Consider the following 13,767-nt stretch of genomic DNA (forward strand, 5'->3'; position numbering starts at 1 on the left):
GGCCAGGAGATGCGGTACTCCGCCGACGTGGTGCGGATGCTGGCGGAGTTGGCCCGCGACGAGCCGACGGTGCTCGGCGTGGTCGGGCTGGTGGAGAGCCGCAAGGCGGTGCAGGACGCGATCCGGGCGCTGGGCGACCTCAACCTGCCCGTGCTCGCGCCGACGCTGTCGGCCGACCGGATCGCCGACGCCTCCAGCCGCTACCTGCAGATCTCCGCGCCCAACCTCGACGAGGCCACCCTGGTGCACGACCACGTCACCGGCGTGCTGAAGAAGCGGAAGCTGTTCAACTTCTACACCTACGGCAACGTCGACCCCGACGAGGGCAGCCGCAACGACCTCTACGTCAACACCCTGCGCGAGGGGCTGCGGACCCGGTTCGGGGAGGGCTACCAGGAGGCGTACTGGCGGCCGGGCGGCGACCTCACGCCCCTGTGCGCCGACCGCTTCGGTGACGGTGTGGTCTTCTTCGGCGGGCGGTACACCGAGTTCGGCGCGTTCGCCAGCAGGCTGGCCCAGAGTTGCAGCGGGCGGGTGCCGCAGCTCGTCGGGGACGACTCGGTCAACCGGTACCTGGCGAACTCGGCCGCGCTCGCGCCCGCGCCGGACAACCTGCCCCTCGCGTACGTCGCCAAGGGCGAGCTGGCCTACTGCAACCGCATCATCGGCGCGAGCGACATCGAACGGAAGAACTTCCTCAACGACGTGCGCACGGTGCTGGGACGGTGCACGTCCAACACGCCGATCGGGGAGCGGGTGGGGCTCGCGTACGACGCCACCCGGCTGCACCTGCGCGCGGTGCAGAACATCGCCGCGAACCTGGCCCTCCGCGCCGGCCGGGAGTGGGAGCCCACGGAGGTCACCGCGACCACCGTGTACGTCAACATCCGCGACGTGGCCGACCCCGCGTACCAGGGCGTCACCGGGCTGATCCGGTTCGACGCCAACGGCATCGCCGTCGGCAAGCGTCTGACCCTGCTCTGCGTGCCGAACATCCGCAAGGCGTTCGCCTCACCGTCGGACGTGCCGCAGGAGATCGACCGGCACCCGATCGACGCCCGGGAGGACAAGCTGTACGGCACCCCGCCGCCGACCCGCAGGGCGTGCACCACGCAGGGCTGAGCCGCACCGGCGGGAGATTCTTGTCGCGCGTCGGCTCGGTCACCTGGGAACACATCCTCACGCCGGATTCGCGCGACGCAGCCGCAGACAGGTCGAAGCAAGCCGGCAACCGACCAGCGCCGTGAGGCGCCATCGCGGTGCGCCACCGTGGTCCGTCTGTTGTTGCTCGGGATGACGCTCCCGGCATGAGCCAGGCGCCTTTCCCCGGCAGGCGGTAGGCCGTGGCGGTGGCGGCCCGCTCCGAGGCCCCGGTCACCCGCCCGGGTAGCGGTCCCACCAGTGCGGGTCGGCTGCGGGCGCGTACTCGCTGCCGGAGGGCCCGTCGACGAACTGGCTGAGCAGGTCCCGGGCGAGGACGTCGGCGACCCACGCCAGTTCCAGCCGGGACACCAGGTCGACGGGGAGGGCGTCGCACCCGTGGGTCGCCCCGAGCAGGGCTCCCACGGCGGGGGCGACGTCCCGGCTGTGCGGGCTCGCAGCCGCGAACGACAGGGCGTGGCGGACCTGCTCCCGGGCGGGGAAGCAGGCCGCCACGTAGACGGCTCCGGCGAGCGCGGACGACGCCCGCGCGTCGACGGCGAGCCGGGCCAGCTCGCCGGGCTCGGCCGGCTTCGACGCGGCGGTGTCCAGCGCGTCGGCCAACTCGGCGAGGTCGGTCCGGCGCGCGGCGCGCGCGGCGTGTTCCCGCCGTGCCGGTTCCACCGCCGCCTCGATCGGCCTTCCGGCCCGGCAGCCGGCGACGATCGCCGCGCCGACCCCGGCCACCTCCGCGGCCTCGACGGCGTGGGTGGTCACCGCGAACTCCGCGGCGAGGGACGCGACCGTCGGAACCCACGGCTCGATCAGGCCCACGGGCAGCACGCGCGTCAGGGCGTGCGCGCCGAGGCTGGTGCCGGCCGGCCGGTCCCACTCGCCCATCCGTCGGCCGCGCAGGGCCGCCTCCGTCGCGGGCGCGGGGCCGCGTCGCGCGGCGAGCACGGGCACCCGGGCCAGCCAACCGTCCAGCATGTCCGGCCGGACGGTGAGGACGCCCAGACCTGCCGCCCACCGCAGGTAGGCGTGCCAGACGACGCTCGGCGGGTGGCAGATGCCCCGGTGGGCCTGGCGGACGCCGGCCCGGACGACGCCCTCGACGGTGAAGCAGGCGAGCTGGCCGGCGCTCGTGGCGCGCAGCGCTCCGCCCTCCGGTGTGTCACCGCCGGCGGCGCCGAGCGCGTCACCCAGCACCAGCCCGAGCAGGCACCCGCGAGCTCTGCCCAGTTGCTCCGCCGTCACCCCGGTCACTCGGCAGAGCATAGGGCCCGGGGCGCTCGCGGGCGCCCCGGGCCGGCGGTCAGGCGAGCGTGTAGCCGTTCAGCCCCTCGGTGATCTGACCCTCGCAGTTCGGGTCGTTGCTGTCGAAGTGCTCCCCGTTGCTGCGGACCAGGCAGCGGTAGATGGGGGAGTGCGCCGCGCCCGGGGGCGAGGAGTAGACGTATCCGATCAACCCGAGGCCGACCCTGCCCTCGCAGTTGGCCTGGAGCGAGGTGAACCGGTCGGAGCCCGTCAGGCACTGGTAGAGCGGGTGGGTGCCGCTCACCTGGCCGGTGTGGACCCGCCCGAGGCTGCCCTCGGCGGCGTAGCCGCCGCCGGGGTGGGTGGTGGAGCTGACATGGTCCCGGCCCGACCACCAGTACCGGGTCAACACGGCGGTGCCGGGCTGCTGCCCCCCGGAGCCGGTGAACAGCAGCCGGTTCGGCGAGCCGCTGCCCGGGTTGCCGACCTTGTTGAGGGTCGCCGCGTCGAGGAGTGCGCTGGCCACCTGCGACGGGGTGAAACCGGGGTTGCCGTCGAGGACCAGCGCGGCGGCGCCGGCGACGTGCGGGGCGGCCATCGAGGTGCCGCTGAGGGTGGCGGTGGCGGTGTCGGAGCCGTTCGACGCCGAGACGATGCCGTCGCCGGGGGCGAAGACGTCGGTGCAGCCGCCCCAGTTGGAGAAGCTCGCCCGGGCGTCCCCGCTGGTGGTGGCGTTGACCGTCAGCGCCTCGCCGACCCGGGCCGGGGTGAAGTTGCAGGCGTCGCTGTTGCTGTTGCCGGAGGCGAGGGCGTAGACGACGCCGTCGGCGATGGAGTTGCGGACGGCGTTCTCCAGGCTGGTGTCGCTGCCGGCGGCGCCGAGGCTCATGTTCGCCACGGCGGGCACGCCGGCGGTGTGGTGGCCGGTCACCCAGTCCACGCCGGCGGTGACCCCCGCGAGGGTGCCGTTGCCGCCGCAGCCGAGGACCTTGACCGCGACCAGGGAGACGCCCTTGGCGACGCCGTACTGGCTGCCGCCGATGGTGCCGGCGACGTGCGTGCCGTGGCCGTTGCAGTCCGTGTCGGTGCCGTCCCCGGTGGTGTTGACGCCCCAGGTCGCCCGGCCGCCGAACGTGGTGTGCGTGGTGCGGACGCCGGTGTCGATCACGTAGACGCGCACGGCGGCCGCCGTCGTCGGGTACGTGTAGCTCCCGTCGAGTGGCAGGTCCCGCTGGTCGATGCGGTCCAGGCCCCAGGACGGCGGGGAGGGCTGGGTGCCGAGCGCCCGGACGACGCGGTTCTGCTCGACGTACGACACGTCGGCCTCGGCGGCGATCCGCCGGGCGGTGGCCCGCGACATCGTCGCGGCGAAGCCGCGCAGCGCGTGCTCGTAGGTGTGCTCCACCCTGACGTCGTGCTCCGCCGCCAGCCGGTCGGTCAGCGCGCGGACGCCCGCCCGTCCGCCCCGGGGGGTGTCCTCGTCGAACACGACGAGGTAGCTGTCGGCGACGGCGTCCGGGCCGTCGACGCCCACCAACCTGCCCGCGGCGGCCGCCGGTGCCGCCGCTCCGAATGCCATGACGGTCGCGGCCACCGCGACGGCGCCCACTCCGGCCGAAAGCCGTCGGCGCACTCCATAACGATTCATGAACATGGATGATTCTGTTTCGCTCCGCAACTGTCAATGTACCGATTGTCATGATCGTCGAAGCGGCGGGCACCCGAGTTGGCCCCCTCCGGGCGGGGATGGAGGGTAGTGCGGGCGGACTCGACTTCCATTCGTGGAGGTCAATCACTAGATTGGTCGTGGGCGCCACCGAGTCGCCGGATCACCGTCGGCCCGGTGGCTGATCGTCCGCCCGAGCCGGGCCCCTGCGCACGCGCCCCCGTCCGCGCGTCGCCACGCGAGCGTTCCCGCAGTCCCGTGCCGCCGGTCCGCGTACCCGTCCGGCGGCCGCCCGGAAGGAACCCGATGAGGATCTCCCGCACCCGTCTCACCCCGATCGCCGCCGCGGCGGCGGCGGTCCTGGCCGCCGCCCTGGCCGGCGTCGGCCTGCCCACCGACCCGGCGACCGCCGCCGCCGGCTGCCGCATCGACTACGTGCCGAACCAGTGGCCCGGCGGCTTCACCGCCACCGTCCGGGTCAGCCCCGGCGACACCGCCGTCACCGCCTGGACGGTGACCTGGACCTGGGGCGGCGACCAGCGCATCACCAACGGCTGGAGCGCGCAGGTCAGCCAGTCCGGCGCGGCGGTCACCGCCCGCAACGCCGCGTGGAACGGCTCCGTGCCGGCCGGTGGCTCGACGGAGTTCGGCATCCAGGGCACCGTCGGGGCGAACCCGGCCGCGCCCACGGGCTTCGCGCTCAACGGCGTACCGTGCAACGGCGCCCCGCCGCCGACGACCCCGGCACCGAGCACCCCGCCGCCCTCGGAGACCCCGCCGCCGAGCACCCCGCCGCCGACGACGCCGCCGCCCACCACCCCGCCCCCCACGACGCCGCCGCCCGCCGGCTGCGCCACGGCCGTGCTCTGCGACGGCTTCGAGGGCCAGGCCGGGCCCGCGCCGTCCGGGGACTGGACGGTGGTCCACCCCGACTGCTCCGGCACCGGCTCGGCGGCGATCGACACCAACACCGCCCACGGGGGCACCCGGTCGGTGCGCATCAACGGCACGGCCGGCTACTGCAACCACGTGTTCGTCCGCGCGAACCGGGACCTCGGGGCGCTCGGTCCCGTCCGGTACGCCCGGCTCTGGGTGCGGCACACCACCGCCCTACCGGCCTCGCACGTGACGTTCCTGGCCATGGCCGACGCCGCCGACGGCAACCGGGACCTGCGGATGGGCGGCCAGAACGGCGCCCTCCAGTGGAACCGGGCCTCCGACGACGCGACGCTGCCCGAGCAGAGCCCCGCCGGGGTGGCGCTGAGCCTTCCGCTGGCGACGGGCCGCTGGTCCTGCCTGGAGTTCATGGTCGACGGTTCCCAGGGCCACCTGCGCACCTGGGTCGACGGCGCGGCGGTCACCGGCCTGACGGTGGACGGGACGCCGACCCACGACGTCGACGGGCAGTGGCTCAACCGCACCTGGCGTCCGAAGCTCACCGACCTGCGGCTGGGCTGGGAGAGCTACGGCGAGGGCTCGGACACCCTCTGGTTCGACGACGTGGCCGTCGGATCGAGCCGGATCGGCTGCTGACCGGCAGGGGGCGGGCGGCACCGGCCGGGTGCCGCCCGCCCCGCGTCGACCGGGTTCCCTGCGATGCGCGCACGCGGCTGCCGCCCGGAGCCGCGCCGGCCTCAGGTGGCGTTCGCCGGTGCGTCGAGGATCGCGCTGAAGCGTTCCTCGGCGAGGTCGAGCTGGCTGAAGATGTGCTCCTTCACCGCCGGCGCGAGCGGCGTGTCCGGCCGGGCGACCAGCTCGCGGAGGACCGGCACCAGCGGGCGGTACTTCGCCGCCGAGGTGAACACCTTCGGGCCGACCGTGTGGATCACCCCGACCCCGTTGTCGGTGAAGTCGGAGACCTTGACGACCCGCGCCCACGGCTCCCGGTCGAGGCTGGCCGCCACGTGCTCGCGGTACTGCTCGTGCCTGTCCCGGCCCGGGTCGTACGCCGGATTGGTCACGGCCGCGACCAGGCGCGCGACCCGCTCCCCGAACCGCGCGGCGAGCGCCGCCAGCGCCGCCGCGGTGACGTCGTCGCCCGCATCCGGCCCCGCCAGCGCCGCCGCGGTGACGTCGTCGCCCGCATCCGGCCCCGCCAGCTCGGCCGGATGGTCCTCCACCGCGTCGTGCAGCAGGCCGGCGACGATCACGTCCACGTCGCGCACCTGGTAGTGGTGCGTCATCCGGATCGCCACCCGCAGCAGATGGTTCAGGTACGGCTCGCGTACCCGCCGGTCGTCGCGGTGCAGCTCGGCGGCGAGGTCGAGGGCGGCGGTGAGCCGGGCCCGCGCGTCGGGGTCGAACGCGCCGATCTCCTGCCGGAAGCGCTCTCGCAGGCCGGGCTCGCCGTGCATCTCGGTGATTGCGTGCAGCGGCATGGAGGCCAGGTACGGCGGGAAATCCATGCGTCACTTATAGCTGACTGTGACGCTCCCAGAAACAAGGGCTCATCCGCCGATTGCGTGCCCAAGGACAACGGCAAGATGATCTATACGGAGATCGTCACGCTCGACCGTGTGGTAGCGTGACCATCGCAGAGACGACCGGGTCGGCTGCGGGACGAGAAGTGGGAGGTGAGTTGATGAACGTCGTGAAGGCCGCTGCCGTGTGCAGTGCCCACCCGACCATCCTCACGTCCCCGGCCCTGGTCTGACCTGACATTCACGGCCCCCTCGAAGCCATGGCGGCTCCTGGGAGGCTGCGCTCTGCGCTGATCGGGGCCCTTGTTCAAGGGTATCCACGTTGTCTCATCATGATTCCTTCGCTACCCGGCCGCGCCCTCTGGTGCGCTACGGCTGGGACGACGCGTACGAGCACGCCTTCGCACCTCATCACGCTGCCGACCTGATCCCGGCCCGGATCGTGCGGGCCGAACGCGGCCTGTGCGAGGCGGTCACCGATACGGGAACCGTCCGTGCGGAGATCCCCGGCGCCGTCCAGCAGGGCGACCCGCTCGCGGCCCCGTGCACCGGTGACTGGGCGGCGCTGCGTCCCCCGACCACCGGCCAGGCGGCGCTGCTGCACGCGCTTCTGGAGCGGCGCACCGCCCTGGTGCGATCCACCGCCTCGCGCACCTCGCACGGACAGATTCTGGCCGCCAACGTGGACACGGTCGTGGTGACCGTGTCCTTGGCCGCCCCGCTCAAACACGGCCGCACCGAGCGGATGCTCGCCCTGGCCTGGGAGAGCGGGGCGCAGCCGATCGTGGTGCTCACCAAGGCCGACGCGGGCGCCGATGTGGCCTCGGCCCAGGCCGAGGTGTCAGCGGTGGCACCCGGCGTGGACGTGCTGGTCACCAGCGCCGTGACCGGGCAGGGCATGGACATTCTGACCGCCGTCCTGACCGGCACCGTCGTGCTCCTCGGCCCCTCCGGGGCGGGCAAGTCCACCCTGGGTAACCAACTGCTGGGCGGTGACCTCCTGGCCACCGGCGCCGTACGCGCCGCGGACGGCAAGGGCCGGCACACCACCGCATGGCGGGAACTGCTGCCGCTGCCCGGCGGCGGCGTCCTGCTGGACACCCCGGGCCTGCGCTCGATCGGCCTGCACGACGCCCAGGACGGGCTGGAGCAGACCTTCGCCGACATTCGGCGCCTGGCCCAGGACTGCCGGTTCACCGACTGCGCGCACGTAGGCGAACCGGGCTGCGCGGTCCTGGCCGCAGTCGAGGCCGGTACGGTGCCGGCGCGCCGCCTGGACAGCTACCACCGGCTGCTGCGGGAGAACGCCTACGCCGCCTCGCGCACCGACGCGCGGCTGCAGGCCGGACGCGAGGCCGTCAAGAAGAACATCGCGCAGCACCTGCGCGCCACCTACCGCTTCAGGGATCGCCAACTGTGAGCCACCCCGACACGCCCGGACCCGATGTCGGCACCGACCTGGTGACCGAGGCACCCGCCACCAGCAGGAACAGGAGCACCATGGCCACCTGGACCACGCGCCCCGAGACCGCCCAGGACGTGCCCGCCATCCGCGAGATCCTTCTGGCAGCCTTCCCCACCGCCGAGGAGGCCGGCATCGTCGACGCCCTGCGCGCCGACTCGGAGGCATGGATCGACGGACTGTCCATCGTCACCACGGCCCCCGACGGCACCCCGGTCGGGTATGCCCTGCTCACTCGCTGCCGCGTCGACGGCGAGCCCGCACTCGCCCTGGCTCCGTGCGCCGTGCTGCCGTCGTTCCAGCGCACCGGCGCCGGCTCGGCCGCCATCCGCGCCGGCCTGGATGGTGCCCGAGCCAGGGGAGAGAACCTCGTCCTGGTGCTCGGCCACGCCGCCTACTACCCGCGGTTCGGCTTCGTCCCCGCCTCCCGCTACGGCATTCGCGCGCCCTTCGAGGTTCCGGACGAGGCCATGATGGCCATGGCCCTGGACGGCACCCGCCCGGTCCCCGCTGGCACCATCCGGTACCCGGCCGCGTTCGGCGTCTGACACCACCTGTGGTGCCCCGAGGCTCCCTCGGGGCACCACAGCCGAACTCGAACAGGCGCCAGGCAGCCCGGTCGCTGGATCAACTCCTTGGCGTCGTTTCGGGGTCGTTGCGGAAACCGTGATGGGCGTCGCCGGCCGCCGCCGGCCGGCGACAATGGCCGGGTGGACCGGGTGCTGGCGGTGCTGGTGGCGTTGCCGCCCGCTCTGGTGCTCACCCTGGTCTTCCTGCTGCCCGCGCTGGAGGCGTCCACCCTCCTCGGGCTGGTCGTGCCGGCGGAGACCGCCGTGCTGGTCGGCGGCGTGGTCGCGCACTCGGGCCGGCTGCCGCTGTGGGCGGTGGCGGTCGCGGCGGTGGCCGGCGCCGCGCTCGGCGACCAGGCCGGCTACCTGCTCGGCCGCCGGTACGGCCGACGGCTGCTGTCCCGCGCGCCCCGACGGCTGGTCCGCCCCCGGGAGGTGCGGCGGGCGTTGGAGCTGGTCCGCCGGCGGGGCGCGGTGGCGGTGGTGCTCGGCCGGTGGGTGGCGGCGCTGCGCGCCCTCGTGCCGGGGATCGCCGGGCTCAGCGGGATGCCGCAGGGCGTGTTCACCCTGGCCAACGTCTCCGGCGGGGCGCTGTGGGCGGTGACCGTGGCGGTGCTCGGCTACCTCGTGGGCGCCTCGTACCGGCTGCTGGAGCGCCGCCTCGGCCTCGGCGAGGAGGCGCTGCTCGCCCTGGTCGTGGTGCTGGTGGCGGCCCGCCTCTGGCGGCACCGCCGGGCCGCCGGCCGGGAGCGCGGTGACGCCTGATCAGGGGCTTTCCGGGGTGGTGTCGACGCGGGCCGGGGGCGGGGCACCGCCCACGGCACCGCCAGCTCCGAGGGCAGGGCACCGGACTCGGCCGCCCGCCGCAGCACTCCGTTCACCCCGCGCACGGTCAGCACCCGCTGCTGGCCGTGGCCGGTGGCGGTCACCAGGTCCCCGCCGAGCAGCGTCGGCTCGGGCGCGGACCGGACCGCCTCCAGCACGGCCGTGAACGGCGCGGTGCGGGCCAGCGGGGCGATCAGCGGCGTGCCGGCCGGGTCGGCGCGGCGAGGCTCCGCCCCCTCGCCCGCCCCGGCGGCTGGGCGGCGACGAGCGGGATGTGCGCGCTGGCCGTGGTCCTGGTCATCCCGGTTGCCCTGCCGATCCTCGCCGGGTACGCTCTCGCCGCGCTGCACGCGGTCGCCCGCCGCCACCCCACCGTCGCCGTGGAGCCCTCATGACCGACCACGCCTCGCGCACCCCGGCCGACCCCGCATGCCCCGGTGGGTCCGCCGACCCCGTCCTGCGGGTCGGCGGCGTCGAGGTGGCCCGGTACGTGCTCGCCCCGGACCTCGACGCCCGGCACGGCCCCCGCCCCCGCCTGCACCCGGTGCGCACCCTGGGCGGGACGACGGTCACCGACGCGCTGCCCGCCGACCACGTCTGGCACCTCGGCGCGTCCCTGGCCGTGCCGGACGTCGCCGGCACCGACCTGTGGGGCGGGCGCACCTACGTGCGCGGCACCGGCTACACCTGGCGCGACGACCACGGCCGCATCGCCCACACCGGCTGGGCCACGCGCGCCGACGACGTGCTGGAACACCACCTGGAGTGGCGCGACCCGGCCGGCGGGGTGCTGCTCACCGAGCGCCGCCGGCTCGCCGCCGCCCTCGCCGCGACGGCGGGGCGGGCGTGAGCGCGCCGACCGGCCCCGAGGCCGTCACCGTCGGCGAGACGATGGCGGTGCTGTCGCCGGCCGACGCGGTCCCGCTGGAGCGGGCCGAGCGGGTCCGGCTCGGCGTCGGCGGGGCCGAGTCCAACGTGGCCGTCGGCCTGGCCGGGCTCGGCCACCGGGTGGCGTGGGTGAGCCGGGTCGGCGACGACCCGTTCGGCCGGAGGGTGACCCGCGAAATCGCCGCCGCCGGTGTCGACGTCGGGTCGGTGGCGGTCGACCCGAACGCCCCGACCGGCGTCTACTTCAAGGACCCCGCAGCCGCCGGCGTGCACTACTACCGGGCCGGCTCGGCCGCGTCCCGGCTCGGCCCCGGGGCGCTGGACGACCCCCGGCTGGCCGGCGCGCGGCTGCTGCACCTGTCCGGGGTGACCCCGGCGCTGTCGGAGTCCTGCCGGGCCCTCGTGGAGCACGCGGTCGGCGACCGGCCGCTGCCCGACGCGCTGGTCAGCTTCGACGTCAACCACCGGCCCGCGCTCTGGCCGGCGGGGCGGGCAGCCGACGTGCTGCGCGCCCTCGCCGACCGGGCCGACGTGGTCCTCGTGGGCCTGGACGAGGCGCAGCGGCTGTGGGGCGTCGCCGACCCCGCCGATCTCCGCCGCCTGCTGCCCGGCCCCCGGACGGTGGTCGTCAAGGACGGCGACGTCGGCGCGACCGCGCTGCCGCGCACCGGCCCCACCGTGTACGTGCCGGCGCTGCGCGCGCCCGTCGTCGAGCCGGTCGGCGCTGGCGACGCCTTCGCGGCGGGTTACCTCTCCGCCGTGCTGCGCGGGCTGGACCAGGCCGCCGCGCTGCGCTGCGGCCACCTCGTGGCGGTCCGGGCCCTCGCCGTGCCCGGGGACTGCGCGCCACCGCCGGACCGGCGTAGCCTCGACGAGGCCGTCGCGCTGCCCGCCGACCGGTGGGCGACCCTGGACCCGGTGGCGACGGGCCTCGTCCCCGCCGGTCCGGCCCCGGCGGGAGCGGGTGGCGGTGGGGCCGGCGCGAGCGGCGCGGCCGGCGGGGACGACGTGGGGGCCGGCGCGGCCGGCCCCGGTGACGGAGGGGGTGGCCGGTGACGGCGCACGAATTCGGGCCGATCTTCGGCGGCGCGCGGGTCATGGTGATCCTGCGCGACCTGCCGCCGCCGGAGACGGTCCGGCTGGCGAACCGGGCCTGGGACCTCGGCATCGACGTGGTGGAGGTGCCGGTGCGCACCGCCGAGGCGCTGGACGCGCTGCGTGCCACCGTGGCGGCCGGGCGGGAGCGGGGCCGACTCGTCGGGGCGGGCACCGTGTTCAGCCCGGACCGGGTCCGGGAGGCGGCGTCGGCCGGGGCGGCGTTCACCGTCGCGCCCGGGCTCGACCTCGCGGTCGCCGACGCGGCGCACGACCACGGGATTCCGCACCTGCCCGGGGTGGCCACGCCGACCGAGGCGCAGCGGGCCCGCGACCACGGGCTGACCTGGCTGAAGGCGTTCCCGGCGGTGAGCCTCGGGCCGCAGTGGTTCAAGGCGGTCGCCGGGCCGCTGCCCGAGCTGCGCTTCGTCGCCACGGGCGGGATCGACGCCGACAACGCCGCCGACTTCCTGGCCGCCGGGGTGAAGGTGGTGGCCGTCGGGTCCGCCCTGTCCGACCCCGCCCAGATCGACCGCCTCGCCGCGCTCGCCGGCAACGAGGGCTGATCGAGCCGAGCCATCCTTGATCGACTCCACGTCGCCGATACGGTGGCTGACCGGGCGCCCCGTCGTGCAGGTGGCGGAGGCACGTCCGGGCCTTCGACCGCGTGCGAGCCGGCCAGCGGATTCGGCGAGACCCGCAGGAGCGGGCGGCACGCTCCTGGTCAGCCGACCCAGCCGGCGTCGATCTCGTCGGGGAAGGCGGTCATCCAGTAGTCGGGTAGCACGTCCCTGAGGGACTTCCACACGACGACGGTCGCGTCGCTGGGATCAGCCACGGCCACGAGGACGTCCGGGCCGTGGACGGCGAGTCGCTCCCGGCACACGCCGCAGGGGCTCAGGACGACGGTCCGGCCGCCCGGCTGTCGATGCAGGCAGACGGATGCGACGATGCGCTGGTTCAAGCGGTGGGCCCCGCAGTAGGGCTCGATCTCGTGGCAGACCTCGACGCAGGGATTGACGGCGTTCGGCGCGGTACCGGTCAGGATGGTCCCGTCTCCGAGCAGCATCGCGGCGGCGCCGTGGCCCTCGTCGTCGGGGAAGCGCGAGTCGATCAAGTCCTTGCACGCGGCCACGGTCGCAGTCAGGGCAGTCTCATCCACGCGGCCAAGGTAGCCGCGCGCGATTCTGCCGCCATGCGCGGGGACGGCTGCCAGCCCGGTTCAGATCCACTCCATGTCGGCGGCATGGCGGCATCGGCGGGCAGTTGATCGCGCCACGTCGCCGACATGGAGCCGCCCCGGCCGCCCCGGCCCGGCAGGCGGGGCGCGGCGCTGCTACGCGGGGGCCGGGCCCGCGCTGTCCCGGCGGACCAGCTCCGCCGGCAGCGTCTCGACGCGGGGCTGCCCGCCGGCCGGGCCGAGGGCGAGGGTCATGGCCCGTACGCCGAGGTCGACCAGGGGCAGCCGGACGGTGGTCAGCGCCGGGGTGACGTCGGCGGCGATCGGCATGTCGTCGAAGCCGAGGACGGACACCTCCCCGGGCACCCGGGTGCCGCGTGCGCGCAGCAGCGCGAGCGCGCTGACGGCCATCGAGTCGTTCAGGGCCACGATCGCGGTGAGGCCGGGGAACGCGTCCAGCAGGTCGGCCGTGGCCCGGGCCCCGCCCTCGCGGTCGAAGTCGGCGTACCGGATGCGCTCCTCGGGCAGCGTCAGGCCCCCGCCGGCGAGCGCCCGGCGCAGGCCGGTCAGCCGGTCGGTGACGGTGGTGAGCACCCGGGGCCCGGCGACCACGCCGATCTCGCGGTGCCCGAGGCGCAGCAGCTCCCCGCCGATCAGCTCGCCGCCGGTGACGTTGGCCGGCATCACCGCGTCGCCGAAGTGGTCGTGCCGGCCGATCACGGCGACCCGGCCGCCCGTCGCCCCGTACGCGGCGAGCTTCTCGTTGAGCCGGCTGGTGAACCCGGCGTCGTGGTAGCCGGAGCCGGCCAGCACGATCGCGGCGACCTGCTGGCCGCGCAGCAGCTCCACGTACTCCAGCTCGCGGTCCGGGTCGCGGTAGCTGTTGCAGATGATCAGCAACCGGCCGCGCTCGGTGGCCACCTGTTGCAGCCCCCGGGTCACCTCGGCGAAGTACGGGTCGGAGACGTCGTGCACGATCACGCCGACCACGCTGCGCTGCGGCCGGGCCAGGAGCTGGGCGTGCGCGTTCGGCACGTACCGCAGGTCGGCGACGGCCCGGAGCACCCGCTCGCGCAGCTCGTCGGCGACCGGCTTGCTGCTGCCGTTGATCACCCGTGACGCCGTGGCGGGGGAGACGCCCGCCCGCCGCGCGACATCGGCCAGCGTCGCCATCCGCCGCCCCCTGACGCTCTGCCCGGAGCGGTCCCGCGCCGCCGGTAGCGCACAGGTTATCGCAGCCGCGCCGGAAAGCCCTTGCCTTGCCG

The 13,767-nt window shown here is 75.2% G+C and carries 14 protein-coding genes; 9 read left to right on the top strand and 5 right to left on the bottom strand.

Annotated features, from left to right (window positions below):
* The coding region (locus LPU43_RS16925) for a type 1 periplasmic-binding domain-containing protein (protein WP_505845642.1) at positions 1–1,122 on the top strand (1,122 nt) is incomplete at its 5' end.
* A gap of 252 nt (positions 1,123–1,374) precedes the next feature.
* On the opposite strand, the gene LPU43_RS16930 is transcribed toward LPU43_RS16925, so the two are convergent.
* Positions 1,375–2,406, bottom strand: coding sequence for an ADP-ribosylglycohydrolase family protein (locus LPU43_RS16930; protein WP_229401415.1), 1,032 nt, complete (start codon positions 2,404–2,406; stop codon positions 1,375–1,377).
* Positions 2,407–2,455: 49 nt separating this feature from the next.
* The gene (locus tag LPU43_RS16935; RefSeq protein WP_229401416.1) at positions 2,456–3,976 is read right to left on the bottom strand and encodes a S8 family peptidase; all 1,521 of its coding nucleotides are present in this window, start codon (positions 3,974–3,976) and stop codon (positions 2,456–2,458) included.
* 393 nt (positions 3,977–4,369) lie between these two features.
* Here LPU43_RS16935 and LPU43_RS16940 point away from each other — a divergent pair, with 393 nt between their 5' ends.
* Positions 4,370–5,596: a cellulose-binding domain-containing protein gene (locus LPU43_RS16940; RefSeq protein WP_229401417.1), complete on the top strand. Its 1,227-nt coding sequence runs from the start codon at positions 4,370–4,372 to the stop codon at positions 5,594–5,596.
* Positions 5,597–5,697: 101 nt separating this feature from the next.
* On the opposite strand, the gene LPU43_RS16945 is transcribed toward LPU43_RS16940, so the two are convergent.
* Positions 5,698–6,468 (bottom strand): HD domain-containing protein, encoded by a 771-nt coding sequence (locus LPU43_RS16945; RefSeq protein ID WP_229401418.1) that lies wholly within the window; start codon positions 6,466–6,468, stop codon positions 5,698–5,700.
* A gap of 379 nt (positions 6,469–6,847) precedes the next feature.
* Here LPU43_RS16945 and rsgA point away from each other — a divergent pair, with 379 nt between their 5' ends.
* From rsgA to LPU43_RS16980, 7 genes are all read left to right on the top strand, one after another.
* On the top strand, positions 6,848–7,903 hold the full coding sequence (gene rsgA, locus LPU43_RS16950) for a ribosome small subunit-dependent GTPase A (RefSeq protein ID WP_229401419.1): 1,056 nt from the start codon (positions 6,848–6,850) through the stop codon (positions 7,901–7,903).
* Positions 7,900–8,493 carry a GNAT family N-acetyltransferase gene (locus tag LPU43_RS16955; protein WP_229401420.1) on the top strand — a complete coding sequence of 198 codons (594 nt, stop codon included), beginning with the start codon at positions 7,900–7,902 and terminating at the stop codon, positions 8,491–8,493. Before rsgA ends, LPU43_RS16955 begins: the two co-directional genes overlap by 4 nt.
* A 162-nt stretch (positions 8,494–8,655) precedes the next feature.
* Positions 8,656–9,279: a DedA family protein gene (locus LPU43_RS16960; RefSeq protein ID WP_229401421.1), complete on the top strand. Its 624-nt coding sequence runs from the start codon at positions 8,656–8,658 to the stop codon at positions 9,277–9,279.
* Positions 9,280–9,425: 146 nt separating this feature from the next.
* The gene (locus LPU43_RS16965) at positions 9,426–9,734 is read left to right on the top strand and encodes a hypothetical protein (RefSeq protein ID WP_229401422.1); all 309 of its coding nucleotides are present in this window, start codon (positions 9,426–9,428) and stop codon (positions 9,732–9,734) included.
* Positions 9,731–10,189, top strand: coding sequence for a DUF6807 family protein (locus LPU43_RS16970; protein ID WP_229401423.1), 459 nt, complete (start codon positions 9,731–9,733; stop codon positions 10,187–10,189). Before LPU43_RS16965 ends, LPU43_RS16970 begins: the two co-directional genes overlap by 4 nt.
* Positions 10,186–11,283 (top strand): sugar kinase, encoded by a 1,098-nt coding sequence (locus LPU43_RS16975; protein ID WP_229401424.1) that lies wholly within the window; start codon positions 10,186–10,188, stop codon positions 11,281–11,283. Before LPU43_RS16970 ends, LPU43_RS16975 begins: the two co-directional genes overlap by 4 nt.
* Complete coding sequence (locus LPU43_RS16980) at positions 11,280–11,888, top strand: bifunctional 4-hydroxy-2-oxoglutarate aldolase/2-dehydro-3-deoxy-phosphogluconate aldolase (protein ID WP_229401425.1); 609 nt, start codon at positions 11,280–11,282, stop codon at positions 11,886–11,888. Before LPU43_RS16975 ends, LPU43_RS16980 begins: the two co-directional genes overlap by 4 nt.
* Before the next feature lie 158 nt (positions 11,889–12,046).
* Here LPU43_RS16980 and LPU43_RS16985 read toward each other — a convergent pair whose 3' ends face one another.
* Both LPU43_RS16985 and LPU43_RS16990 read right to left on the bottom strand, forming a co-directional pair.
* Positions 12,047–12,484 carry a cytidine deaminase gene (locus tag LPU43_RS16985; RefSeq protein WP_229401426.1) on the bottom strand — a complete coding sequence of 146 codons (438 nt, stop codon included), beginning with the start codon at positions 12,482–12,484 and terminating at the stop codon, positions 12,047–12,049.
* A 174-nt stretch (positions 12,485–12,658) separates the two neighbouring features.
* The gene (locus LPU43_RS16990) at positions 12,659–13,675 is read right to left on the bottom strand and encodes a LacI family DNA-binding transcriptional regulator (protein WP_229401427.1); all 1,017 of its coding nucleotides are present in this window, start codon (positions 13,673–13,675) and stop codon (positions 12,659–12,661) included.
* Positions 13,676–13,767 lie beyond the last annotated feature (92 nt).

Origin of the sequence: Micromonospora okii (assembly GCF_020884795.1) — a bacterium.
In the GTDB taxonomy this organism is placed as follows: domain Bacteria; phylum Actinomycetota; class Actinomycetes; order Mycobacteriales; family Micromonosporaceae; genus Micromonospora; species Micromonospora okii.